The sequence below is a fragment of the Streptomyces sp. NPDC001222 genome (genome assembly GCF_042896945.1).
GTDB classification, from domain to species: domain Bacteria; phylum Actinomycetota; class Actinomycetes; order Streptomycetales; family Streptomycetaceae; genus Streptomyces; species Streptomyces gibsoniae.
On sequence record NZ_JBIAXT010000003.1, the window covers coordinates 19,248 to 42,418 of the forward strand.

A 23,171-nucleotide genomic window follows, 5' to 3' on the forward strand; every position below is an offset into this window, starting at 1 on the left:
ATCGCAACGAGAGGACTGAAACGCTCCATGGCGAAGATCCTGAAGTTCGACGAGGACGCCCGTCGCGCCCTCGAGCGCGGCGTCAACAAGCTTGCCGACACGGTCAAGGTGACGATCGGCCCCAAGGGCCGCAACGTCGTCATCGACAAGAAGTTCGGCGCTCCGACCATCACCAACGACGGTGTCACCATCGCCCGTGAGGTCGAGGTCGAGGACCCGTACGAGAACCTCGGTGCCCAGCTGGTGAAGGAGGTGGCGACCAAGACCAACGACATCGCGGGTGACGGCACCACCACCGCCACCGTGCTCGCCCAGGCGCTGGTGCGCGAGGGCCTGAAGAACGTCGCCGCGGGTGCTTCCCCGGCCGCCCTGAAGAAGGGCATCGACGCCGCCGTCGCCGCGGTCTCCGAGGACCTGCTGGCCACCGCGCGTCCGATCGACGAGAAGTCCGACATCGCCGCCGTCGCCGCGCTGTCCGCCCAGGACCAGCAGGTCGGCGAGCTCATCGCCGAGGCGATGGACAAGGTCGGCAAGGACGGTGTCATCACCGTCGAGGAGTCCAACACCTTCGGTCTGGAGCTGGACTTCACCGAGGGCATGGCCTTCGACAAGGGCTACCTGTCGCCGTACTTCGTGACGGACCAGGAGCGCATGGAGGCCGTCCTCGACGACCCCTACATCCTCATCACGCAGGGCAAGATCGCCGCCATCGCGGACCTGCTGCCGCTGCTGGAGAAGATCATCCAGGCCGGCTCCTCCAAGCCGCTGCTGATCATCGCCGAGGACGTCGAGGGCGAGGCCCTGTCCACCCTCGTCGTGAACAAGATCCGCGGCACCTTCAACGCCGTCGCCGTGAAGGCCCCCGGCTTCGGCGACCGCCGCAAGGCGATGCTCCAGGACATGGCGGTCCTCACCGGCGCCACGGTCGTCTCCGAGGAGGTCGGCCTCAAGCTCGACCAGGTCGGCCTGGACGTGCTGGGCTCCGCCCGCCGCGTGACGGTCACCAAGGACGACACGACCATCGTCGACGGCGGCGGCAAGTCCGAGGACGTCGCGGCCCGCGTCGCCCAGATCAAGGCCGAGATCGAGACCACGGACTCCGACTGGGACCGCGAGAAGCTCCAGGAGCGCCTCGCGAAGCTGGCCGGCGGCGTGTGCGTGATCAAGGTCGGCGCCGCCACCGAGGTGGAGCTGAAGGAGAAGAAGCACCGTCTGGAGGACGCCATCTCCGCGACCCGCGCCGCGGTCGAGGAGGGCATCGTCTCCGGTGGTGGCTCCGCGCTGGTGCACGCCGCCAAGGCGCTCGAGGGCGGCCTCGGCAAGCAGGGCGACGAGGCCACCGGTGTGGCCATCGTCCGCCGCGCGGTCGTCGAGCCGCTGCGCTGGATCGCCGAGAACGCGGGCCTGGAGGGCTACGTCATCGCCTCCAAGGTCGCCGAGCTGGAGAAGGGCCAGGGCTACAACGCCGCCACCGGTGAGTACGGCGACCTGATCAAGGCCGGCGTCATCGACCCGGTCAAGGTCACCCGCTCCGCTCTGGAGAACGCCGCCTCCATCGCCTCCCTGCTGCTCACGACCGAGACCCTGGTCGTCGAGAAGAAGGAAGAGGAGGAGCCGGCCGCCGCGGGTCACGGCCACGGTCACGGCCACGCCCACTGACGGCTGATCCTTCCGAGCCGACCGAGGCCCGGCCCCCCTGAGAACGGGGCGCCGGGCCTCGGCGCGTTCCGAACGCCGGTGACAGCCCGGGGGCGAGGCCGCAGTCCTCAGTCCTCAGTCCTCCAGCGCGTCGAGCGCGCCGAGCTGGTCCATCAGCCCCAGTTGGTCGTACTGCCACCAGATGTCGGCGATCTTCGCGTCGGCCCCGAACCGGAACAGGGTCATCCCGGTCATGGTGACCCGCCGTCCGGTGGGGGTGATCCCGAGGAACTCGCCCTTGTGCGTGGCGTTCCAGGTCCACCGTGCGCAGACCCGCTCGCCCTGCGCGATCAGGTCCTCGGTGGTGAAGGCGAAGTCGAAGGCGTCCCGCCACATCCGGCACTCGCGCCGGATCGCGTCCAGTCCGATGGTGTCCTGCCGGTTGACGGGGTCGTGACTGTGGCAGTCCTCCGTGATCAGGTCGTTGAGCGGCGGCAGTTCGTCCGCGGTCGAGAGCGTGCCGAAGAAGCGCCGCACGGCGTCGATCCACAACTGCTCGTCGCGCACCACGTCGAGATCCATGAAGACGGGCATCTCGTCGCACAGGGCGACCATCTCCTGGAAGATCCTGCCGGTCTCGGGCAGGTTCGAGTTCCGCATCGCCTCCTCGTACGAGGGGAACTCCACGAGTTCGACGAAGTGCGACCCGTCGGACCGGTCCCTGCCGACCAGGTCGTGCGTGGCCGTCCGTTTCCCCCGGGTCTGCTCGACCCACGTGTCGATCAACCGGTTCAGCTCCTCGAACCGGTCCGTCCTGCACTCGATGAGCTGTACGAAGGTCATGACGTCGCCTCCGGCGCGCTGCGTCCGGTCCGGTCAAGGCCATTTTCGCACCGGAGCGGCGAGGCCACCTCCGCCCGTCACATCCGCACGGAGCCTGCGCCCGTCACATCCGCACCGAGCCCCCGCCCGTCACTGCGGCCCGTACTTGCGTCCCGTCCGGGAGCTGATTCCGCCGAGGAGCGCGCGCGGCGTCACCTTCGCCAGACCCATCAGCGCCTTGTACCGCGGGTCCGGGATCGACAGCGTCTTGCCCCGCGCCAGGTCCGCGAGCGCCGAGGCGACCACCTTGTCGGCGTCCAGCCACATCCAGCCCGGGATGTTGTCCGTGCCCATCCCGGCCCGCTGGTGGAACTCCGTGCGTACGAAGCCCGGGGCCAGCGCCATCAGCCGTACACCCGACCCGGCGAGGTCCCGGGCCGCGCCCTGGGTGAACTGCACCACCCACGCCTTGGACGCGCCGTAGGTACCGCGCGGGACGAACGCCGCGACCGAGGCCACGTTCACGATGCCGCCGCGCCCGCGGCTGCGCATGGCCTCGGCCGCCGCGCTGGTCAGCCGCAGCACGGCCTCGCAGTGCACCTTCAGCATCCGCAGCTCGTCGGCCATCGGCACATCGAGATAACGGCCCTTGTTCCCGAAGCCCGCGTTGTTGACGAGCAGGTCGACCGGGTTCCTGAGGTCGGACACGCGCGTGGCCACCGCCTCGATGCCCTTGTCGGTGGCCAGGTCCGCGGTGAGCACCTCCACCTCGATGCCATGACGGTCGTGCAGTTCCGTCGCCTGCTCGCGCAGCCGCTTGGTGTCGCGTGCCACGAGGACGAGGTCATGGCCGTCGGCGGCGAGGCGCCGTGCGAACGCGGCGCCGATGCCCGCGGTCGATCCCGTAATCAGAGCCGTTGTCATGCGCCAACGATAGTGACCCGGACTGACCCAGTCCGCCCGCCGGACCGGGGATTTCACCCGCTCCACCACCAACGTCCGCACATCTCGCGTCAGTTCCCGGAGGCGTGCTCGCGCGCGTACTCCCGTGCCGATCTCGCGATGCCCGAGTGCAGCGCGTCGCCCGCCGCCAACAGACCCGGCAGCAGATGCCGTTCCGTCGTCGACGCCCGGAACTGGAGGGCGACCGTGATGTCGTGGCCGGGCCGGTGCACGATCTCCACGGGGTCACCGGCCTGTATCTCGCCCGGTGCGAGCACCCGCAGATACGCGCCGGGGGCGCCCTGCCGCGTGAACCGCCTGACCCAGCCGCGCTCGCCCAGATGCTCCTGGAAGGTGCGGCACGGTATGCGTCCCGAGGTCACCTCCAGCACCGCCTCGGGTCCGATGCGCCAGCGCTCGCCGATCCGGGCGCCGGACACGTCGAGCCCCTCGGTGGTGAGGTTCTCGCCGAAGGAGCCGTTCGGCAGCCGGCGGCCCAGCTCTTGCTCCCAGGCGTCGAGGTCCTCGCGGGCGAACGCGTACACCGCCTGTTCGTCACCGCCGTGGAACCGCAGATCGCACACCGCGTCCCCGGCCACCCCGCTCGCGCCGGTCCCCTTGGGTCCGGGCGCCGCCACCCGCACCGGTCCGTCCACGGGCCGCTTGTCGATGCCGGTGAGCCCCTCGGCCTGGTCGGTGTAGTCGACGGACCGGGGTCGGCCCAGATTCACGGAAACAAGATTCATGCCCGCACGGTAGGGGAGCGATGGTCAAAGCGTCGACGTGATTTGTGCCGCTGTACCCAAGATGCGCTTATGCTCACAGGGTGATCGAGGCCCGTCATCTCCGTGTGCTGCGCGCAGTGGCCACCACCGGTTCCTTCTCGGGGGCGGGGCGCGAGCTGGGCTGCACCCAGCCCGCCGTCAGCCAGCAGATGAAGGCACTGGAGGCGTCCGTCGGCACGCCCCTGCTCATCCGCACCGGCCGCGCGATACGCCTGACCCAGGCCGGCGAGGCGCTGGTGCGGCACGCGTCGGGCATCCTCGCCGGGCTGACCGCCGCCGAGGAGGAGGTCGCCGCCATCGCGGGGCTGCGGGCCGGCCGCGTCCGTCTGGTCTCCTTCCCGAGCGGCAGCTCCACGCTCGTCCCCACCGCGCTGGCCGCCCTGCGCGCCGCGCACCCGGGCACCCGGGTCTCCCTGGAGGAGGCCGAACCGCCGGAGTCCGTCGAGAAGCTGCGGGCGGGCGACTGCGATGTGGCGCTCGCCTTCCGCTACGAAGGCGCGGCGGGCGCCGAGGAGTGGGACGACCTGTTCGTACGCCCGCTGCTCAACGACCGGCTGGTCGCCCTCGTCCCCGAGGGCCACCGCCTGGCACGCGCGCAGTCGGTCGCCATCGGCGAACTGGCCGGGGAACCCTGGATCGCGGGCTGTCCGCGCTGCCGGGGACAGCTTGTGGAGGTGTGCGAGAGCGCCGGTTTCGCGCCCCGTATCGACTTCGCGACCGACGACTATCCGGCGGTGGTCGGGCTGGTGGGCGCCGGGCTCGGGGTGGCCGTGCTGCCGCAGCTCGCGATCGAGTCGGTACGGCCGAGGGGGGTGCGCCCGGTGGCGCTGGAACCCGTGGTGCGGCGGGAGATCGTCGCCCTGACTCTGCCGGATCTGGCGCACGTCCCGGCGGTGGCGGCGACGCTGGAGGAACTGGCGCGGGCGGCCGTGCGCTAGCCCGATCCGCGAAGGGGGCCGTCTGTCATGCGGCCCGGTGGCACCCGGGGAGGACCCGGCGTACCCCAAAAATGGGCACGCTCGTGCGCGCCCGTCGTGCAAAAACGTTCCTTCAGTTGTTCGAGGTGGCGGAGCCCCCGCTGGAGGTCGAGGCCGGCACCAGCCGGTTCCGTGCTCGCCCCATGAGCTCTTCGCGCTCGTCCTCGGTCAGTCCGCCCCATACGCCGTACGGCTCGCGCACCGCCAGTGCATGAGCCGCGCACTCGGCGCGTACGGGGCACCTCATGCAGACCTCTTTGGCCGAGTTCTCACGAGCGCTCCGGGCCGCCCCGCGTTCCCCCTCGGGATGGAAGAAGAGCGAGCTGTCGACCCCACGGCAGGCCGCATGGAGCTGCCAGTCCCACAGATCCGCGTTCGGACCGGGAAGGCGGGAGAAATCTGCCATTGCGTGTCCCCTTGTTGCCGTTTTGTGCGGATACCTGCCCCCGACCGTACATCGACGATCTAAGGATATGAAAATATGACTCATTGCGAATCTAGCCCTAGACACCAGCAAACGGGAAGAAAAGCGGCTAAATGGGGCATAGGTTGTGATGAAAGTTCGAGGGCCCGCCGCGCATGTATGCACCGTGTCCGTGCCCTCACGTACAGTGCCGAAGACGACTGGCTGCACCGTAACTCTTTCGAGTGACCATCGTTGAGAGTGCGGAGGCGGTTGAAACAACAAGCGCTCGGGCAGGCGTCCGAGGGCGTCGACCGCTCAGGTGACGATTCGTAACAGCCTGGAGGCTCAAGGTGACGCGCATCAGCTGCGGAGGGCGGTCATGACATCCGTCCTCGTCTGCGACGACTCCCCGCTTGCCCGAGAGGCGCTCCGCCGCGCGGTGGCGACCGTGCCCGGTGTCGAGCGCGTGACGACGGCGGCCAACGGCGAGGAAGTCCTCCGCCGCTGGGGTGCCGACCGTTCGGACCTGATTCTGATGGACGTACGCATGCCCGGTCTGGGCGGCGTCGAGACCGTGCGGCGACTGCTGTCCGCCGACCCCGGTGCGCGCATCATCATGCTCACCGTCGCGGAGGACCTGGACGGGGTGGCGCTCGCGGTCGCCGCCGGCGCGCGCGGCTATCTGCACAAGGACGCCTCGCGCGCGGAGCTGCGCGCGACCGTCACGCAGGCGCTCGCCGACCCGACCTGGCGGCTCGCCCCGCGGCGGCTGCGCTCCGCCGAGATGGGCGCCGCGCCCACGCTCACCGCGCGTGAGATCCAGGTCCTGGAGGGCATGAGCCACGGCCGCTCGAACGCTGAGATCGGCCGTGAGCTGTTCCTCTCCGAGGACACGGTCAAGACGCACGCCCGCCGCCTGTTCAAGAAGCTCGGTGCCTCGGACCGCGCGCACGCCGTGGCGCTCGGCTTCCGATGGGGTCTGGTCCGCTAAGTGGACCACCGCGGGGGTACGCAGATCCCCGCCTACCGCACGGTGGGCGGGGCCCGCAACAGGGCCCGCCGGGTGCCCGCTGCTCGTTTCGCCGCGGATGCCGCATCCTTGAGGTGTGGAGTTCCTCGGGGACGAGTCGGTCGAGCGGGAGGGGAGGGCGCAGGCGATGGGTTCCGGCGCACCTGCTCATAACGCTTCGGTGCACAACTACGGACGCGGTGCCACGGATCGGACGACGCCAAGGCACCATGGACCGATGCGCGACGACGAGACAACGGTGATCGGTGCGCTCGTCCATCGCGCCGTCGACGGCGACGAGCAGGCGACCCATGACCTGCTCGCCCGCGTTCACCCGCTGGCCCTGCGCTACTGCCGTACGCGGCTGTCGCGGCTGCCCGGTGATGCGCGGCACTTCGTCGAGGACCTGGCGCAGGAGGTCTGTGTGGCCGTGCTGCTCGCGCTGCCGCGCTACAAGGACACCGGGCGCCCGTTCGAGGCGTTCGTCTTCGCGATCGCCGCGCACAAGGTCGCGGACCTGCAGCGCGCGGCGATGCGCCATCCGGGCTCGACGGCGATCCCGTCGGACGAGATGCCGGAACGCCCGGACGACTCCCTGGGTCCCGAGGAGCGCGCGCTGCTCAGCAGCGACGCCGAGTGGGCCAAGAAACTCCTGGCCAACCTCCCCGAGAACCAGCGTGAGCTGCTCCTGCTGCGGATCGCCGTGGGCTTGACCGCGGAGGAAACAGGTCAGATGTTGGGAATGTCACCGGGAGCGGTGAGGGTGGCGCAACACAGGGCGTTGAGCAGGCTGCGCGCGCTCGCCGAGCAGTAGCGGCACTGCCGTCGTTCTTGCGTGCCGCGGCCTCGTGTCCGCGGCCGCGGTTCCTTCACCGCCGCAACGGCGACCAGCCAGAACGGCGGAGTGCGGGGGTCCCGGGGCCCGTTCGGCCGGTGCGCGGCACGGCCCCGTCGGCCCCGTGTCTGAACCGGCGGACCCTCTTCTCCGTACGAACATACGAAGCCGAGGGTCACTTCCCACCGTGGAATGAGATACCCACGCTTCCCGTTAGCATGGACATCCGCACCGATCAAGGCCATTTGGGGAAGGTGTCATGACTGCCAACGTCGACGGAGTGCCCGAGAAATTCGCGACACTCGGGCTGACCTACGACGACGTGCTGCTGCTGCCGGGCGCGTCGGACATGGCGCCCGACGAGATCGACACCGCCTCGTACGTCTCCAAGAACGTCCGGGTCAGCATCCCGCTTCTGTCCGCCGCCATGGACAAGGTCACCGAGTCGCGCATGGCGATCGCGATGGCCCGTCAGGGCGGCGTCGGTGTACTGCACCGCAACCTGTCCATCGAGGACCAGGCCAACCAGGTCGACCTGGTCAAGCGCTCCGAGTCCGGCATGGTGGCCAACCCCATCACCATCCACCCGGACGCCACCCTGGCCGAGGCCGACGCCCTGTGCGGCAAGTTCCGGATCAGCGGTGTCCCCGTCACCGACCCCGCCGGCAAGCTGCTCGGCATCGTCACCAACCGTGACATGGCCTTCGAGAGCGACCGTTCCCTTCGGGTGCGCGACGTCATGACCCCGATGCCCCTGGTCACCGGCCGGGTCGGCACCACCGGCGCCGAGGCCATGGAGCTGCTGCGCCGCCACAAGATCGAGAAACTCCCGCTGGTCGACGACGAGGGCGTCCTCAAGGGCCTGATCACGGTCAAGGACTTCGTCAAGGCGGAGCAGTACCCGAACGCCGCCAAGGACGCCGAGGGCCGGCTCATCGTCGGTGCCGCGGTCGGCGTGGCGGGCGACGCCTTCGAGCGCGCCCAGGCCCTGATCGAGGCGGGTGTCGACTTCATCGTCGTAGACACCGCGCACGGCCACTCCCGGCTGGTCGGCGACATGGTCGCCAAGATCAAGTCGAACTCGTCCGGGGTCGACGTCATCGGCGGCAACATCGCCACCCGCGCCGGCGCGCAGGCCCTGATCGACGCCGGTGTGGACGGCATCAAGGTCGGTGTCGGCCCGGGCTCCATCTGCACCACGCGTGTGGTCGCCGGCATCGGCGTGCCCCAGGTGACCGCGATCTACGAGGCCTCGCTCGCCGCCAAGGAGGCCGGTGTCCCGGTCATCGGCGACGGTGGCCTGCAGTACTCCGGCGACATCGCCAAGGCCCTGGTCGCGGGCGCCGACACGGTGATGCTGGGCTCGCTGCTCGCCGGCTGCGAGGAGTCACCGGGCGAGCTGCTCTTCATCAACGGCAAGCAGTTCAAGTCGTACCGCGGCATGGGCTCGCTGGGCGCCATGCAGTCCCGCGGCGACCGCAGGTCCTTCTCCAAGGACCGCTACTTCCAGGAGCGCATCGCCTCGGACGACGAGCTGATCCCGGAGGGCATCGAGGGCCAGGTGCCCTTCCGCGGCCCGCTCTCCTCGGTCGTGCACCAGCTCGTGGGCGGTCTGCGCCAGTCGATGTTCTACGTCGGCGGCCGGACGGTTCCCGAGCTCCAGGCCAAGGGCCAGTTCGTCCGGATCACGTCCGCGGGCCTCAAGGAGAGCCACCCGCACGACATCCAGATGACGGTCGAGGCGCCGAACTACAGCGGCAAGTGACGCACACACGCGTGGAGCGCGGGTGACGGCCCCCGCGCGTGCGACGCGGGTGACGACCTCAGAGGGCGGTCCGGAAGCTTCCGGACCGCCCTCGTCGTCCGTCCGGGCCGCCCCTGCCGTACGCCGGAGCCGTCCCCGTCCTTCGTCCGGGGCGGCTCCCGGCGCGGCCGTCGGCGATACTGGAAGACGCTGAAACGCATCAGGGAAAGGCCACAGACGTGACTGAGATCGAGATCGGGCGCGGCAAGCGCGGCCGCCGGGCGTACGCCTTCGACGACATCGCCGTCGTCCCCAGCCGCCGTACGCGGGACCCGAAGGAGGTCTCGATCGCCTGGCAGATCGACGCCTACCGCTTCGAGCTGCCCTTCCTGGCCGCCCCCATGGACTCGGTCGTCTCCCCGGCCACCGCGATCCGCATCGGCGAGCTGGGCGGCCTGGGCGTGCTGAACCTCGAGGGCCTGTGGACGCGGCACGAGCATCCGCAGCCGCTGCTCGACGAGATCGTCGAGCTGCCGGTCGAGGCCGCCACCCGCCGCCTCCAGGAGATCTACGCGGCTCCGATCAAGGAGGAGCTGATCGGGCAGCGCATCAAGGAGGTGCGCGACTCGGGCGTCGTCACCGCGGCCGCGCTCTCCCCGCAGCGCACGGCGCAGTTCTCCAAGGCCGTCGTGGACGCGGGCGTGGACATCTTCGTCATCCGCGGTACGACGGTGTCGGCGGAGCACGTCTCCCACTCGCACGAGCCGCTGAACCTGAAGCAGTTCATCTACGAACTCGACGTCCCGGTGATCGTCGGCGGCTGCGCCACCTACACCGCGGCCCTGCACCTGATGCGCACCGGCGCGGCCGGTGTCCTGGTCGGCTTCGGCGGCGGTGCCGCGCACACCACGCGCAACGTGCTCGGCATCCAGGTCCCGATGGCCACGGCGGTCGCGGACGTGGCGGCGGCCCGCCGCGACTACATGGACGAGTCCGGCGGCCGGTATGTGCACGTGATCGCGGACGGCGGCGTCGGCTGGTCCGGCGACCTCCCCAAGGCGATCGCCTGCGGCGCCGACTCCGTGATGATGGGCTCCCCGCTGGCCCGCGCCACGGACGCGCCCGGCAAGGGCCACCACTGGGGCATGGAGGCGGTCAACGAGGAGCTGCCGCGCGGCAAGAAGGTCGACCTCGGCACGGTCGGCACGATCGAGGAGGTCCTCACCGGCCCCTCGCACACCCCGGACGGCTCGATGAACTTCTTCGGCGCCCTGCGCCGGGCCATGGCCACCACCGGCTACAGCGAGCTCAAGGAGTTCCAGCGGGTCGAGGTCACGGTGGCGGACTCGCAGCACCGGCGGTGACATGACGCCGCGCTCGGCCTGAGCGGACGAAGGGGCCTGGTTCACCCCGACGGGTGAACCAGGCCCCTTCGTGTGTCCAAGTGCCCAGGTGGGGGCGTGCATTGCTGTGGAGGGGCGCGCAACTGGGCGGCGTCATGGAAGGGGGCGCGCCCCGGGGCCGTCAGCGCAAGCCCACTCGCTGGGACCGGATCCGGTTCGGTACCGGACCCGCCACCCCCCTTCACAACCGATGCGCCGCCCCCGTGGGCGTGGCCCCCCGTGTGTCCAGGAGCAGCTGGGCCTTCACCGAGAGGCCCTGCAGGTCGTAGGTGCGGTGCTGCTGGAGCAGGATCGTCAGGTCGGCGCCCGCCGCCGCCTCGTAGAGGGAGTCCGCGCGCGGGATCGGGCGGTCCAGGACGCTCCATGCCGGGACGTGCGGGTCGTGGTAGCTGACGGACGCGCCCAGCTCCATCAGGCGCAGCGCGATCTCGTGTGCGGGGGAGCCCTGGAGATCGGCGAGGTCCGGCTTGTAGGTCACGCCGAGCAGCAGGACCCGGGCGCCGCGGGCCGACTTGCCGTGCTCGTTCAGGAGGGCGGCGGCGCGCTGTACGACGTACGGGGGCATCCGGCCGTTGACCTGCTGCGCCAGTTCGACCATGCGCAGGCTGCGCCCGGTCGGGGCCGCCAGGCTCTGGGAGACGGCGTGGCCGCCGACGCCGGGACCGGGGCGGAACGCCTGGAAGCCGAACGGCTTGGTCTCAGCGCAGCGGATGACGTCCCACAGGTCGACGCCCAAGTCGTGGCAGAGCACCGCCATCTCGTTGACGAGGGCGATGTTGACCTGCCGGTAGTTCGTCTCCAGCACCTGCACGGTCTCCGCCTCGCGCGGCCCACGCGCACGTACCACCTTGTCGGTCAGACGTCCGTAGAAGGTGGCGGCGGACTCCGTGCAGGCGGGGGTGAGACCGCCGATGACCTTGGGCGTGTTGGCGGCCCCGAAGTCGCGGTTGCCGGGGTCGACGCGGCTCGGCGAGTAGGCGAGGTGGAAGTCGCGGCCCGCGCGCAGCCCGGAGCCCGCTTCGAGGAGCGGACGCAGGAGGTCCTCCGTGGTACCGGGCGGAACCGGTGACTCCAGGATGACGGTGGTGTGCGCGCGCAGCCGCTCGGCGAGGGTGCGGGCGGCGGACTCCACCTGGGTGAGGTCGGGTGCGCCGTCCGCGCCGCGCGGGACCGGGGCGCAGATGACGGCGGTGCGGACACGGCCGAGTTCAGCGGCGCTGGAGGTGGGCCGGAAGCCCCGCGCGAGCATCCGGCGCAGTTCGGCGGCGGTGAGGGAGCCGGCCTCGGGGCCGGTCCGGTACCCGAGTGTCGAGATGCCGGCCGCGACGGCGGCCTGGGCCAGGTGCAGGCCGAGGTGACCGAGTCCGATGACGGCGAGATCTGCGGGCATGGCGTGGGCCGTCCTTCCCAGTAGCCGAGGCGGGGGAGGTGCGCAACTGCTGTGGACAGAATGAGCGAGCGATGAGGGCAATGTCAGACTAGGAGTAAATATGACCGATTTGCGTGATTGACTACGCGTGTTTCCTCGTGTGTTTGTCCACAGGCTGCTGGTGCGTGGTGGCCGAAGTCGGGCATCACGGTCAGACTTTGGGCATGAGCAGAGGTGAGCCGGGTCTCGCTTGACGGGTGTGGCCGGCGCGACATTGCGGGAGGCAGCGGTGAGGACAGGGACACTGGGGCCGGCGCAGCGTGCCGAGTCGCTGGCGGGCATGGCCGAGCGCGAGCTGGACGTGCTGGTCGTGGGCGGGGGCGTGGTCGGCGCGGGCACGGCGCTGGACGCCGCCACCCGAGGCCTGTCCACGGGCCTGGTCGAGGCCCGTGACTGGGCGTCGGGCACCTCCAGCAGGTCGAGCAAGCTGATACACGGCGGCCTGCGCTATCTGGAGATGCTGGACTTCGCGCTCGTGCGCGAGGCGCTGAAGGAGCGCGGGCTGCTGCTGGAGCGCCTGGCGCCCCACCTCGTGAAGCCGGTCCCGTTTCTGTACCCCCTTCAGCACAGGGGCTGGGAGCGGCTGTACGCGGGCTCGGGCGTCGCGCTCTACGACGCCATGTCGATGGCGCGCGGCCACGGCCGGGGACTGCCGTTGCACCGTCACCTGAGCCGCCGTCACGCCCTGCGCGTCGCCCCCTGCTTGAAGAAGGACGCCCTGGTCGGCGCCTTGCAGTACTACGACGCGCAGATGGACGACGCGCGCTTCGTGGCGACCCTGGTGCGCACCGCCGTGTGGTACGGCGCGAAGGCCGCCAACCGGGCCCGTGTGATCGGCTTTCTGCGCGAGGGCGAGCGGGTCGTCGGAGCCCGGGTCCAGGACGTGGAGGCAGGCGGGGAGTACGAGGTCCGCGCCCAGCAGATCGTCAACGCGACGGGGGTGTGGACCGACGACACCCAGGCGATGGTGGGCGAGCGGGGCCAGTTCCATGTCCGGGCGTCCAAGGGCGTCCATCTGGTCGTGCCGAAGGACCGCGTGCACTCGGCGTCGGGGCTGATCCTGCGGACCGAGAAGTCCGTCCTCTTCGTCATCCCGTGGGGCCGGCACTGGATCATCGGCACGACGGACACCGACTGGAACCTCGACAAGGCGCACCCCGCGGCCTCCAGCGCCGACATCGACTATCTGCTGGAGCATGTGAACTCGGTCCTCGCGGTGCCGCTCACGCGGGACGACGTCGAGGGGGTGTACGCGGGCCTCAGGCCTCTCCTCGCGGGTGAGTCCGAGGCCACCAGCAAGCTGTCCCGCGAGCACACCGTGGCGCACCCGGCGCCGGGCCTCGTGGTCGTGGCGGGCGGCAAGTACACGACGTACCGGGTGATGGCCAAGGACGCCGTCGACGAGGCGGTGCACGGCCTCGACCGGCGGGTGGCCGAGTGTGTCACCGAGGACGTCCCCCTGCTGGGCGCCGAGGGCTACCGGGCGATGTGGAACGCGCGGGCGCGCACAGCCGCCCGCACCGGACTGCACGTGGTCCGCGTCGAGCATCTGCTGAACCGGTACGGCTCGATGGCGGAGGAGGTGCTCGACCTGATCACGGCCGACCCCTCACTGGGTGAACCGCTCCACGCGGCCGACGACTATCTGCGCGCCGAGGTGGTGTACGCGGCGTCGCACGAGGGCGCCCGGCACCTGGACGACGTGCTGACCCGGCGGACGCGCATCTCGATCGAGACCTTCGACCGCGGCACGCGCAGCGCCCGGGAGGCGGCCGAACTGATGGCCCCGGTGCTCGGCTGGGACATGGACCAGATAGAGCGCGAGGTGGAGCACTACGAGAAGCGGGTGGAGGCGGAGCGGGAGTCGCAGCGCCAGCCCGACGATCTGACGGCGGACGCGGCGAGACTGGGGGCGCCGGACATAGTGCCGCTGTAGCCGCCGGGGTGTACCCGGGTTCACTCGAACGGGCGGCGCGGTCCGGGATCTCTGTTCGGAACCGGATCGTTCCAAGAGGTACGGGGACGGAGTTCGGCCGTGAACAGGGCCCGTTCCGGGCCGGAGTCCGTGACCCGTCCGGGTGCGCGGGGCGGCCGGGTCGCGTGTCGTCGAGCCGTCGGAGCCGTCGGAGCCCTCGGCGGCCGAGGCGCGGCCGTGCGACCGGAAGGGCGTGATCCGGTTGTCCGGCGCGGCGGCAGTGCGATCCTTCATCGCCGCGGCCCATCATGGGACGAACCTGTGACAGGGACGGATCGGGCCTCCCGCGTGACCGGTTCCGGCGACGGGACACGAGCGCGCCGGGGGTGCACAGCGGGCGCAGCGGTGCAGACCGGGCTCTCGGCCGCCCTGTTCGGGTCTCGTTCATGCTCCGGCAGGTCTCTCAGGACGCCCTCCGGCGTGGGACGACCCGCCGAACCAGGGGCACCCTGGGCGTGGGGCGGTCCGCGCGTGAGGGACAATGGAGGCTCTGTCAGGGCGGGTTGCATGAGGGGACGCATGTCGGACGCGGAGCGGGCGGGGACACCCCGTCAGGACAAGAGCGAACGTCTCCTCGCCGGGCGGTACCGGCTGGGAGACGTACTCGGCCGCGGCGGCATGGGCACGGTGTGGCGGGCCGAGGACGAGACCCTGGGCCGTACGGTCGCGGTCAAGGAGCTGCGGTTCCCGTCGAGCATCGACGAGGACGAGAAACGGCGCCTGATCACGCGTACGTTGCGGGAGGCCAAGGCGATCGCCCGGATCCGCAACAACGGCGCGGTGACGGTCTTCGACGTGGTCCACGAGGACGACCGGCCCTGGATCGTGATGGAGCTGATCGAGGGCAAGTCGCTCGCCGAGGTCATCCGCGAGGACGGCGTGCTGGAGCCCAAGCGCGCCGCCGAGGTCGGACTCGTGGTGCTCGACGTGCTGCGCGCCGCGCACCGTGAGGGCATCCTGCACCGCGACGTGAAGCCGTCGAACGTGCTCATCGCCGAGGACGGCCGGGTCGTGCTCACGGACTTCGGCATCGCGCAGGTCGAGGGCGACCCCTCCATCACCTCCACCGGCATGCTGGTCGGCGCCCCCTCGTACATCTCGCCGGAGCGGGCGCGCGGGCACAAGCCCGGCCCGGCGGCGGACCTGTGGTCGCTCGGCGGACTGCTGTACGCGTCGGTCGAGGGCATTCCGCCGTACGACAAGGGGTCGGCGATCGCCACGCTGACCGCGGTGATGACCGAGCCCCTGGAGGAGCCGAAGAACGCGGGCCCGCTGAAGAGTGTCATCTACGGCCTGCTCGCCAAGGATCCGCAGCAGCGCCTCGACGACGCGGGCGCCCGGGCGATGCTCAACGAGGTCATCCACGCGCCGGACGAGAAGGAGAAGGCGGCCGCGGACGCGACGCGGGTCGTACCACTGCCGCCGCTGCCCGGGAAGAGCGCGGACGAGGGGACTTCGGCCTCCGGGGGCAAGCGGGGCGAGGAGGCGGCCGAGCGGCTGCGCGGAGCGCTGCGCTCTGTGCGCAGGTCCGCGGCGTCCCTCGGTGCGGCCACGGCCGCCGCGACCTCCACCGCGCGCACCAAGTCCTCGGGAGCCGAGGCGGAGAAGGCGTCCGAGGACGCGGGCTCCCCGAGTGCCAGGACGCCCGCCGCCGGGACGTCTGGCCCGGCCGGTCGAGCCGGTTCGTCCGACGCATCGAGCGCATCCGGTTCGTCCGTCTCGTCCGCTGCGGGAGCGGCCTCCACGGGCGCGCGGAGCGGCGGTGGCACCACCGGATCGAACTCCGGTTCAGCGAAGCCGAGTTCGGGATGGCCCATACTGCCCGACCCGGACCGGCCGCCGCGGCCGGCGCAGCCGCCGAGGGCGCCGCTCACCGACGTGGTGCCGAAGCGGACGCTGGTGATCGTGGCGGTCGTCGTGGTGCTGGCCGTGCTCGGCACGGTGCTCGCGCTCACCCTCCATCGCGGCGACGAGCAGGACGGCAAGAAGGGCGGCGCCAAGACCGCCGTGACCAGCGGCGCGACGGCCCGCAGCGGCGGCGGCAAGGGCAGTGGAAGCGGCGACGGCAACGGCCGGAGCGGCGGCAGCACGCACCCGGACAGCGGCAGCACCAGCGGCACCGCGACGAGCGGGTCGGACGCGCAGGAGGGCTCGGCCGCCCCCGGCGGGAGCGCCGCCACCTCCTCCGGGTCCTCGGGTGACGACGGCGGCTCGGTGAAGACGTACAAGGGCGGTCAGGGGTACTCCATCGGACTGCCGAAGGGCTGGAAGTACCAGTCGTCGGACGATGCCGGTGACCGGTTCACCGGTCCCGACGGGCAGCGGCTGCTGGTCGCCTGGACGTCCACGCCCAAGGACGACCCGGTGGCGGACTGGGAGAACCAGGAGCGCTCCATGACGCGCCCCCAGTACAAGAGGGTTCGTATCGCGAAGGTGGAGTACAAGAGCTGGAACACGGCTGACTGGGAGTTCACCTACGTCGACGGCGGTACTACGAACCGGGTGATCGACCGTGGATTCGTCGTCAACTCGCATCAGGGATACGGGCTGATGTACACGGCGAAGGCCGGCGACTGGGACGGTGATCTGCGCACGAACACCTGGAAGACGCTGACCGGGACCTTCCGGCCGAAGTCGTGACGTACCGAACGGCCGACTGACGTTCCGTGCGCTCGTGTCGTGGGGAGATATGGCATCCCCGGGTTGCAGGTTGCCTCCGGCACGTATCGTGAGGAATTGCGGACCGCAGGCATCCAGAACGAGGCGCAACGCGAACGGAATTGACCAACCGGGGCGGCCGGGGGAGGCATCGTGGACGACTATGCGGGACGGGTGCTCGCCGACCGCTACCGCCTGCCGCTGCCGCCGGCCGACGAGTTCGAACTCGCCGAGACCCGGGCCTTCGACACCTACAGCGGACAGGAAGTCCTGGTACGGCAGGTGCCGTTGCCCGAGGTCGTCGAGGCGGAGGTGCTCGACGCGGACGGACTGCCCGAGGGATACGTGGCCCGGGACGGCCGGGACCGCGGCGGCGCCGGCCGTACGACGGCCACGCGCCGGCCCGCCGAGCCCGCCGTACGGCGCGCGATCGAGGCCGCCCAGGCCGCCGCACGGATACCCGACCACCCACGGCTCGACCAGGTCTTCGACGTGTTCGCCGAGGGCGGTTCGCTGTGGATCGTCAGTGAGCTGGTCCCCGCGCGGTCGCTGGCGGCGCTGCTCGCGGAGAAGCCGCTGACGCCGTACCGCGCGGCGGAGGTCGCCTCCGACGTCCTCATGGCCCTGCGGGTACTGCACGGCCACGGCTGGGTGCACCGGAACATCACGGCACGCACGGTGCTCGTCTGCGACGACGGCCGGGTGATGCTGACCGGACTCGCGGTGGGGGCGGCGGAGGAGGCGCTGTGCGGGTACGACCCGGTGCCGACGCAGGAGACCGAGAGCGAGAGCGATGCCGGGCCGCCCGACCGGGGCGGGGACCCGCAGGGGGCCGTGCGCGGGGATTCCGGGGGCCGTACGGAAGGTGATGCGCCCGGGAGTTCGGGAGGGTTCGCGGGGAGCGGCGGGCCCGCCTCGGCCATGGACGCCGAGGCCGCCCGCCGGGCCGCGATCGAGGCGCGGGCGAACGGCGCGGCTCCCGGCGGTGGCGCGCCCGGGGGTGGCCCCGCCGCCCCCCGGGCGCTGGAGTCCGCCGAGGACGTGCGGGCCGCACGGGCCGGGGCGATCGCGGCGTACCGCGCCGGGGCCCGGGCCGCGGCACGTGTGCAGGAGGAACAGCGGGGCGGGCGGACGGCGTTGCCCGCACCCCGTCAGGCCGAGAACGGCGTGGAGATCGCGCCCGGCACCTCGCCGGGGCAGATCGCCGACCCCTACGGGGTGGGCCGTACGACGTCCTGGCACGGCGCGGTACCCCGCCCCGCGGCGCCCGCCGCCGACGACCGGCCCGCACTGCCCGGCGGCAACCCCGTCCCCCGGAACGACGGCACGGGTCCGCACGAGAAGAACCCGGGTCCGTACGAGAACGGCACAGGCACTGGCCCGTCCGCACCGGCGGCCCCCGACGCGCTTGGCACCGAGCCCGGTTCTGTAGGCACCTCCTGGAACCACCGGGGTCCCGCCACCGCCCTCGCCGCCGAGCGTGCCCGGCAGGCACGGATGGCCGTCGTCGGGCCCGTCACCGAGCGTTGGGCGCCCGAACAGGCCGGTCCCGTGCACGAGAACTGGCAGCTGGCCCCGCCCATCGGGCCCGCCACCGACCTGTGGGCGCTGGGCGCGCTGCTGTTCCGGGCCGTGCAGGGGCATGCGCCGTATCCCGAGGAGAGCACCGCCGAGCTGGTCCAGCTCGTCTGCTCGGAACCGCCCGCCTTCGCGGAGGAGTGCGGTCCGCTGCGCCCGGTCGTGGAGACGCTGCTCCGTCAGGACCCCACCGACCGCCTGGACTTCGAGGAGCTGCGCGGCTGGCTGCGTTCCCTCGTGCGGTCCGCGCCCGAACCCGACGCGGGGACGCATGTGGTCGCGGCGCCGCCCGTCGACCCCAGTCGGCTGCCGATCGTACGGCGCCGGGGCGAACTGGTCCGCAGGCGCCGCGCCGGGCTGCCCGCGACCACCCGCGCCCGCCACAAGCGCGCCCGGGACGAGCGCCCGCAGAAGCCGCGCAGACTCGGCCGCACCCTGCTTGTGCTGATCCTGCTCGCGCTGGCCGGCGCGATCGCGTACGCCCTGGTTTTCATGCCGAAGGCGGGAGACACCACCGGCGCCGGCGCCGCGCCCGAGAACGCCGGTGCCGCCGAGGACGCCACCCCGACGCCGCGGCACTCCGCCACGAGCGGCGCGCAGCAGTCGGGTCGCGGGAGCTCCAAGAGCCCCTCCCCGTCGGACGGTTCCCCGCAGACCCAGACCGACGAGCCCCAGGTCGCCCAGGGCTTCACCCTGCGCACGGACCCCGAGGGCTTCCGCGTCGCCGTGGCGAGCGGCTGGAACCGGACACCGAAGAACAACAGCGGTCAGATCGTCTACTCCCAGGGCGACTTCGAGCTGATCGTCGTCCCCGGACGCGACAGCACGAGCAGATACGGCGCCGATCCGCTGACTTACCAGCGGGAGTCGGAGCCAGAACTGCAGCCGTTCCGTGACTCGACCTGGGCCACCTCCAGTGGGATGCGGCGCATCGACGTCGGCGGACGGACCATGGCCGAAGGCCAGTTCACCTGGACGGACGGCAATGGACGCGAGTTGTTCGTACGCAATCTCGCCCTCATCGTCGGCGGCCGCTACCACGTGGTGCAGGTCCGCGGCCCGGAGGCCGAAGTGGATGAGGTGACCAGGCTGTTCGAGCAGGCGGAACAGACGTATCAGGCGGCCGGTTGAGGCATGCGGACAGGACATGCACACAGGACATGGACCCAGGACATGACTGTGGTGAAGAGCCGATGGCGGCTCGCCGGTTCACAGGAGGGCGAGGTCCGATTGCGCTGAGAGTGCGGTGGTTCCGTCCCCTACGGGGAAGGGAGAACCGTCACAGTGCGGTCTCCGTTGCCACCCCACCCGTTCCCAGCGCGAGGGGTGCTCTTTAGTCTGACCTCGTCAAGACCATTGCGGGGAAACGTGAATCAGATGCAGGGCCTGCTCCTCGCGGGCCGCTACCGGCTTGTCGACTCCATCGGCAGCGGGGGTATGGGCCGGGTGTGGCGCGCCCACGACGAGGTGCTCCACCGGGCAGTCGCCATCAAGGAACTGACGGCCGCACTGTACGTCACGGAGAGTGACCGGTCGGTCCTGCTCGCCCGGACCCACGCCGAGGCACGCGCCGCCGCGCGCATCAACCACTCGGCCGTCGTCACCATCCATGACGTCCTGGAGCACGACAACCGGCCCTGGATCGTGATGGAGCTGGTCGAGGGCGGCTCGCTCGCCGACGCGGTGAAGGAGCGCGGCCGGCTGGAGCCCGTCGAGGCCGCGCGCATCGGACTGTGGGTGCTACGGGCCCTGCGTGCCGCGCACTCGGCGGGTGTGCTGCACCGCGACGTGAAGCCGGGCAACGTCCTGCTCGCGGCCGACGGGCGCGTGCTGCTCACCGACTTCGGGATCGCGCAGGTCGAGGGCGACACCACCATCACGCGTACCGGGGAGATCGTCGGTTCCGTGGACTACCTGGCGCCCGAGCGCGTCCGAGGCCACGACCCGGGCCCCTCCTCCGACCTGTGGGCGCTCGGCGCCACCCTGTACACGGCGGTTGAGGGCAGGTCGCCGTTCCGGCGGACCTCGCCGCTGACCACCATGCAGGCCGTCGTCGACGAGGAGCCCGCGCAGCCGGCGAACGCGGGCGCCCTGGACTCGGTGATCGCCGCGCTGCTGCGCAAGGACCCGGCCGAACGCCCGGACGCGGAGCGGCTCGAACAGATGCTGGCCGAGGCCGCGGAGGGACGGCGGCCGAAGGCGGCGCAGGAGTACGTGGCGACAGAGCACTTGGACACGAGCGGCGTCGGTGACCCGAGCACGACGGCGACGGGCCGGCGCGAGAACCGCGGCGCGCACGCGTCCGGCAGCACACTGCACCAGCCCGCCCCTGCCGTCGCCCAGGTGCCGGCTCCCCGCGGGCGCCGGCGCGGCCGTACGGTCGCGCTCGTCCTCGCGGTGGCCGCGATCCTCGGTGCGGCGGGCGCGGTGGCCGTGAACTCCTTCGGCAACGCCGACGACGGCGGCACGGCGAGCACCGGCACCACCGGCCCGACGGCGACCACGAGCACGAGCACGCAGGCGCAGTCGACGGGTGCCGTCCCGGACGGCTGGGTGCGCAAGAAGGACCCCGCGGGCTTCAGCCTCGTCCTGCCCGGCAAGCAGTGGAAGCGGATGCCGTACGACTCCTTCCAGACCGACTACACGCCCGACGGCGGCAAGCACTTCGTCCGTATCGCCGTGGACAGCTCGCCGGACTTCGCGGACGCGCACGACCACCAGCTCGATCTGGAGCAGCAGCTCCAGCGGCTCGTCGACTACCGGCGGGTGACCCTGCGCGAGAACATCTACCGTGACCGGCCCGGGTCCCTGTGGGAGTACACATGGACCGCGCTGGCGAAGGACACGCCGTTCCCGGGCCCCCGGCACGCCGTGGAGGAGACGTACTTCGCGCGCAACGGCGTGGAGTACGCCATCTACATGTCCGGACCGGCCGCGGACTGGGACACGACGCGCAAGCAGTTCGACGTGGTGCTGCGGGGGTGGGGTCAGCCGGAGGGCTGACGCGCGGCGGGACGGGCCATGGGCCACGGACGACCGGCAAGGGGGAGCGCGAGGCCAGCGTCCGGCGCGCGAGGCGTGCGGCGCCCGAACTCGCGCTGTTCACGCCCCCTGTGACCGGTTGTTCATGACAGCGCGTCACCTCACGGCGCTCGCGCCCCCGTCGGCGCACCCCGCGTACACCTTTCGTGCGCCCCACCCGCCCGTTCGTGCGCCCTTGTACGTCGCTTGTCGGCCACCGTGGTACCGGCTCCCCGGATGGTTCCCATCAGGTGCGGCATGATGGGGCGTATGGGGACCGAGGGGGAGAACGTCCGTGTCATAGCGGGCCGCTACCGGCTTCAGGAGCGGATCGGCCGCGGTGGCATGGGCGTTGTCTGGCGGGCGTCCGACGAACTGCTCGGCCGTCAGGTGGCGGTCAAGGAACTCACGGTCGACCCCTCGCTCTCCGCCGACGAGGCCCGGCTCCAGCGCGAGCGCACCCTGCGCGAGGCGCGGGCGGTGGCGCAGTTACGGCATCCGCACATCGTCGTCGTGCATGACGTCGTCGAGCACGACGAGCGCCCGTACATCGTGATGGAGCTGATCGACGGCGGCTCGCTCGCCGAGCGGATCGCCCGGCGGGGACCCGTCGACGCCCGCGAGGCCGCCCGTATCGGCATCGCCCTGCTGGGCGCGCTGCGCCGTGCCCATGACGCCGGCGTCCTGCACCGCGATCTGAAGCCGGCGAACGTCCTGATCGAGGCGGGCACCGACCGCGTCGTCCTCACCGACTTCGGCATCGCGCAGGTAACGGGCGCCACGACGCTCACCGAGACCGGCTCCTTCGTCGGCTCCCCCGAGTACACCGCCCCCGAGCGGATGTCCGGCGAGCGGACCGGGCCCGAGTCGGACCTGTGGTCCCTGGGCGCGCTGCTGTGCGCGGTGCTGAGCGGTGAGTCCCCCTTCCGGCGCGACTCGCTGGGCGGGGTCCTGCACGCGGTCGTCGTCGACGAGATCCGTCCGCCCGCGCAGGCCGGGCCGATCCTGCCCGTCGTACGGGGGCTGCTGGAGCGCGACCCGGAGCGGCGCCTGGACGTGGCCGAGGCGGAGCGCATGCTGCGGGAGTTCCTGGAGACGGGCCGGACACCACGGGCGCCGGTGCCCTACACACCGACACAGCGGGACGTCCCCCGGCACGTGCTGCCGTCGCCCTCGCGGCAGGAGCCCGAGACGGCGGCGAGCCGGGAGGGGGCCGAGGCACGGCCCGCCCGGCGGTCCGCGCGGGGCGTCGTCGTGGCCGCCCTGGTCGCGGCGATGGCGGGCGCGGGCCTCTCGGCGGCGGCGCTTCTGATGCGTGGCGAGGGCAGCGTCGGGCCCGGCCCCACGGCACCGTCGCACCCGGCCGGTACGGGAGCGTCGGGCCCGTCGGCCGGCTCCGGGTCCCCGCGCCCGTCCTCCTCCGGCTCCGCGCCCGGGCCCACGGTGACGGTGACCCGCTCGCCGTCCCCGGCCACGGCCGTCGGCCGTACGGCGCCCTCGGGCTATCGGCAGGTGCGGGACCCCGGTGGGTTCTCGCTCGCCGTGCCGGACGGGTTCACCCGCGGTCCGCAGGGGGAGCGGATCTTCTATCTGTCCCCGGGGCAGACCTTCCGCCTCGGCATCAAGGTGACGGGCCCCGACGCGGGCGGACCGCTCGCGGTGATGCGGCGTTCCGCGGCGGACGGTCCCTCCACGAATCCGGGTTACCACGACGGCAGCGTCACGGAGACCTCGCACCGCGGCAGCCCGGCCGCGCTCTGGGAGTTCAGCTGGAACGGCTACACGGCCGCCGAGGGCCCCCGGCACACCTACGACCTGTGCTGGGAGGAGGGTGGCCGGATGTACGACGTGTGGGTGTCGGCGCCCGTCGGGAGGGTGAAGGAGGCGAAGGAGTACTTCGACGTCGCCGTCGACACGTTCGCACCGGGGTGATCCGCAGTCGACCCGGA

General features: G+C 71.6%; 16 protein-coding genes. 11 read left to right on the top strand and 5 right to left on the bottom strand.

Annotated features, from left to right (window positions below):
- Window positions 1-27: 27 nt before the first annotated feature.
- A complete protein-coding gene (gene groL / locus ACFY2Z_RS05855; protein ID WP_390742934.1) occupies window positions 28-1,659 on the top strand; it encodes a chaperonin GroEL in 1,632 nt (543 codons plus the stop codon).
- Between the two features lie 114 nt (window positions 1,660-1,773).
- Here the strand turns inward: groL and ACFY2Z_RS05860 are convergent, their stop codons facing one another.
- The 3 genes from ACFY2Z_RS05860 to ACFY2Z_RS05870 all read right to left on the bottom strand — a co-directional run bounded on the left by ACFY2Z_RS05860 (window position 1,774) and on the right by ACFY2Z_RS05870 (window position 4,148).
- Window positions 1,774-2,481 carry an ester cyclase gene (locus tag ACFY2Z_RS05860; RefSeq protein WP_390742935.1) on the bottom strand — a complete coding sequence of 236 codons (708 nt, stop codon included), beginning with the start codon at window positions 2,479-2,481 and terminating at the stop codon, window positions 1,774-1,776.
- Window positions 2,482-2,610: 129 nt separating this feature from the next.
- Window positions 2,611-3,384, bottom strand: coding sequence for an SDR family NAD(P)-dependent oxidoreductase (locus ACFY2Z_RS05865; protein ID WP_390742936.1), 774 nt, complete (start codon window positions 3,382-3,384; stop codon window positions 2,611-2,613).
- An 89-nt stretch (window positions 3,385-3,473) separates the two neighbouring features.
- Window positions 3,474-4,148, bottom strand: a complete 675-nt coding sequence (locus tag ACFY2Z_RS05870) for an MOSC domain-containing protein (protein WP_390742937.1) — start codon at window positions 4,146-4,148, stop codon at window positions 3,474-3,476.
- Window positions 4,149-4,228: 80 nt separating this feature from the next.
- Here ACFY2Z_RS05870 and ACFY2Z_RS05875 point away from each other — a divergent pair, with 80 nt between their 5' ends.
- On the top strand, window positions 4,229-5,125 hold the full coding sequence (locus tag ACFY2Z_RS05875) for a LysR family transcriptional regulator (RefSeq protein ID WP_390742938.1): 897 nt from the start codon (window positions 4,229-4,231) through the stop codon (window positions 5,123-5,125).
- Between the two features lie 112 nt (window positions 5,126-5,237).
- Here the strand turns inward: ACFY2Z_RS05875 and ACFY2Z_RS05880 are convergent, their stop codons facing one another.
- Window positions 5,238-5,570, bottom strand: a complete 333-nt coding sequence (locus ACFY2Z_RS05880; protein WP_390742939.1) for a WhiB family transcriptional regulator — start codon at window positions 5,568-5,570, stop codon at window positions 5,238-5,240.
- A 379-nt stretch (window positions 5,571-5,949) separates the two neighbouring features.
- Between ACFY2Z_RS05880 and ACFY2Z_RS05885 the strand changes: the two genes are divergently transcribed.
- The 4 genes from ACFY2Z_RS05885 to ACFY2Z_RS05900 all read left to right on the top strand — a co-directional run bounded on the left by ACFY2Z_RS05885 (window position 5,950) and on the right by ACFY2Z_RS05900 (window position 10,522).
- A complete protein-coding gene (locus tag ACFY2Z_RS05885; protein ID WP_003948568.1) occupies window positions 5,950-6,561 on the top strand; it encodes a response regulator transcription factor in 612 nt (203 codons plus the stop codon).
- Between the two features lie 256 nt (window positions 6,562-6,817).
- Window positions 6,818-7,393, top strand: a complete 576-nt coding sequence (locus tag ACFY2Z_RS05890) for a sigma-70 family RNA polymerase sigma factor (protein ID WP_365166637.1) — start codon at window positions 6,818-6,820, stop codon at window positions 7,391-7,393.
- Between the two features lie 280 nt (window positions 7,394-7,673).
- Complete coding sequence (gene guaB / locus ACFY2Z_RS05895; protein ID WP_390742940.1) at window positions 7,674-9,179, top strand: IMP dehydrogenase; 1,506 nt, start codon at window positions 7,674-7,676, stop codon at window positions 9,177-9,179.
- A 218-nt stretch (window positions 9,180-9,397) separates the two neighbouring features.
- On the top strand, window positions 9,398-10,522 hold the full coding sequence (locus ACFY2Z_RS05900; RefSeq protein ID WP_390742941.1) for a GuaB3 family IMP dehydrogenase-related protein: 1,125 nt from the start codon (window positions 9,398-9,400) through the stop codon (window positions 10,520-10,522).
- A gap of 220 nt (window positions 10,523-10,742) precedes the next feature.
- On the opposite strand, the gene ACFY2Z_RS05905 is transcribed toward ACFY2Z_RS05900, so the two are convergent.
- Window positions 10,743-11,951, bottom strand: coding sequence for a nucleotide sugar dehydrogenase (locus ACFY2Z_RS05905; RefSeq protein ID WP_390742942.1), 1,209 nt, complete (start codon window positions 11,949-11,951; stop codon window positions 10,743-10,745).
- Window positions 11,952-12,219: 268 nt separating this feature from the next.
- Here ACFY2Z_RS05905 and ACFY2Z_RS05910 point away from each other — a divergent pair, with 268 nt between their 5' ends.
- The 5 genes from ACFY2Z_RS05910 (at window position 12,220) to ACFY2Z_RS05930 (ending at window position 23,154) form a co-directional block, all read left to right on the top strand.
- Window positions 12,220-13,926 carry a glycerol-3-phosphate dehydrogenase/oxidase gene (locus tag ACFY2Z_RS05910; protein ID WP_390742943.1) on the top strand — a complete coding sequence of 569 codons (1,707 nt, stop codon included), beginning with the start codon at window positions 12,220-12,222 and terminating at the stop codon, window positions 13,924-13,926.
- Between the two features lie 558 nt (window positions 13,927-14,484).
- Window positions 14,485-16,605: a serine/threonine-protein kinase gene (locus tag ACFY2Z_RS05915; RefSeq protein WP_390742944.1), complete on the top strand. Its 2,121-nt coding sequence runs from the start codon at window positions 14,485-14,487 to the stop codon at window positions 16,603-16,605.
- Window positions 16,606-16,776: 171 nt separating this feature from the next.
- Window positions 16,777-19,332, top strand: a complete 2,556-nt coding sequence (locus tag ACFY2Z_RS05920) for a protein kinase (RefSeq protein ID WP_390742945.1) — start codon at window positions 16,777-16,779, stop codon at window positions 19,330-19,332.
- A 246-nt stretch (window positions 19,333-19,578) separates the two neighbouring features.
- Window positions 19,579-21,204, top strand: coding sequence for a serine/threonine-protein kinase (locus ACFY2Z_RS05925; protein WP_390743222.1), 1,626 nt, complete (start codon window positions 19,579-19,581; stop codon window positions 21,202-21,204).
- 288 nt (window positions 21,205-21,492) lie between these two features.
- Window positions 21,493-23,154, top strand: coding sequence for a serine/threonine-protein kinase (locus ACFY2Z_RS05930; protein WP_390742946.1), 1,662 nt, complete (start codon window positions 21,493-21,495; stop codon window positions 23,152-23,154).
- Window positions 23,155-23,171: the final 17 nt, after the last annotated feature.

Coding starts and splice junctions, on each gene's coding strand:
- ACFY2Z_RS05890 (WP_365166637.1), top strand. CDS start 6,818: ATGCGCGACGACGAGACAACGGTGATCGGTGCGCTCGTCCATCGCGCC.
- ACFY2Z_RS05930 (WP_390742946.1), top strand. CDS start 21,493: ATGGGGACCGAGGGGGAGAACGTCCGTGTCATAGCGGGCCGCTACCGG.
- ACFY2Z_RS05865 (WP_390742936.1), bottom strand. CDS start 3,384: ATGACAACGGCTCTGATTACGGGATCGACCGCGGGCATCGGCGCCGCG.
- ACFY2Z_RS05925 (WP_390743222.1), top strand. CDS start 19,579: ATGCAGGGCCTGCTCCTCGCGGGCCGCTACCGGCTTGTCGACTCCATC.
- guaB (WP_390742940.1), top strand. CDS start 7,674: ATGACTGCCAACGTCGACGGAGTGCCCGAGAAATTCGCGACACTCGGG.
- groL (WP_390742934.1), top strand. CDS start 28: ATGGCGAAGATCCTGAAGTTCGACGAGGACGCCCGTCGCGCCCTCGAG.
- ACFY2Z_RS05915 (WP_390742944.1), top strand. CDS start 14,485: ATGTCGGACGCGGAGCGGGCGGGGACACCCCGTCAGGACAAGAGCGAA.
- ACFY2Z_RS05885 (WP_003948568.1), top strand. CDS start 5,950: ATGACATCCGTCCTCGTCTGCGACGACTCCCCGCTTGCCCGAGAGGCG.
- ACFY2Z_RS05860 (WP_390742935.1), bottom strand. CDS start 2,481: ATGACCTTCGTACAGCTCATCGAGTGCAGGACGGACCGGTTCGAGGAG.
- ACFY2Z_RS05880 (WP_390742939.1), bottom strand. CDS start 5,570: ATGGCAGATTTCTCCCGCCTTCCCGGTCCGAACGCGGATCTGTGGGAC.
- ACFY2Z_RS05870 (WP_390742937.1), bottom strand. CDS start 4,148: ATGAATCTTGTTTCCGTGAATCTGGGCCGACCCCGGTCCGTCGACTAC.
- ACFY2Z_RS05905 (WP_390742942.1), bottom strand. CDS start 11,951: ATGCCCGCAGATCTCGCCGTCATCGGACTCGGTCACCTCGGCCTGCAC.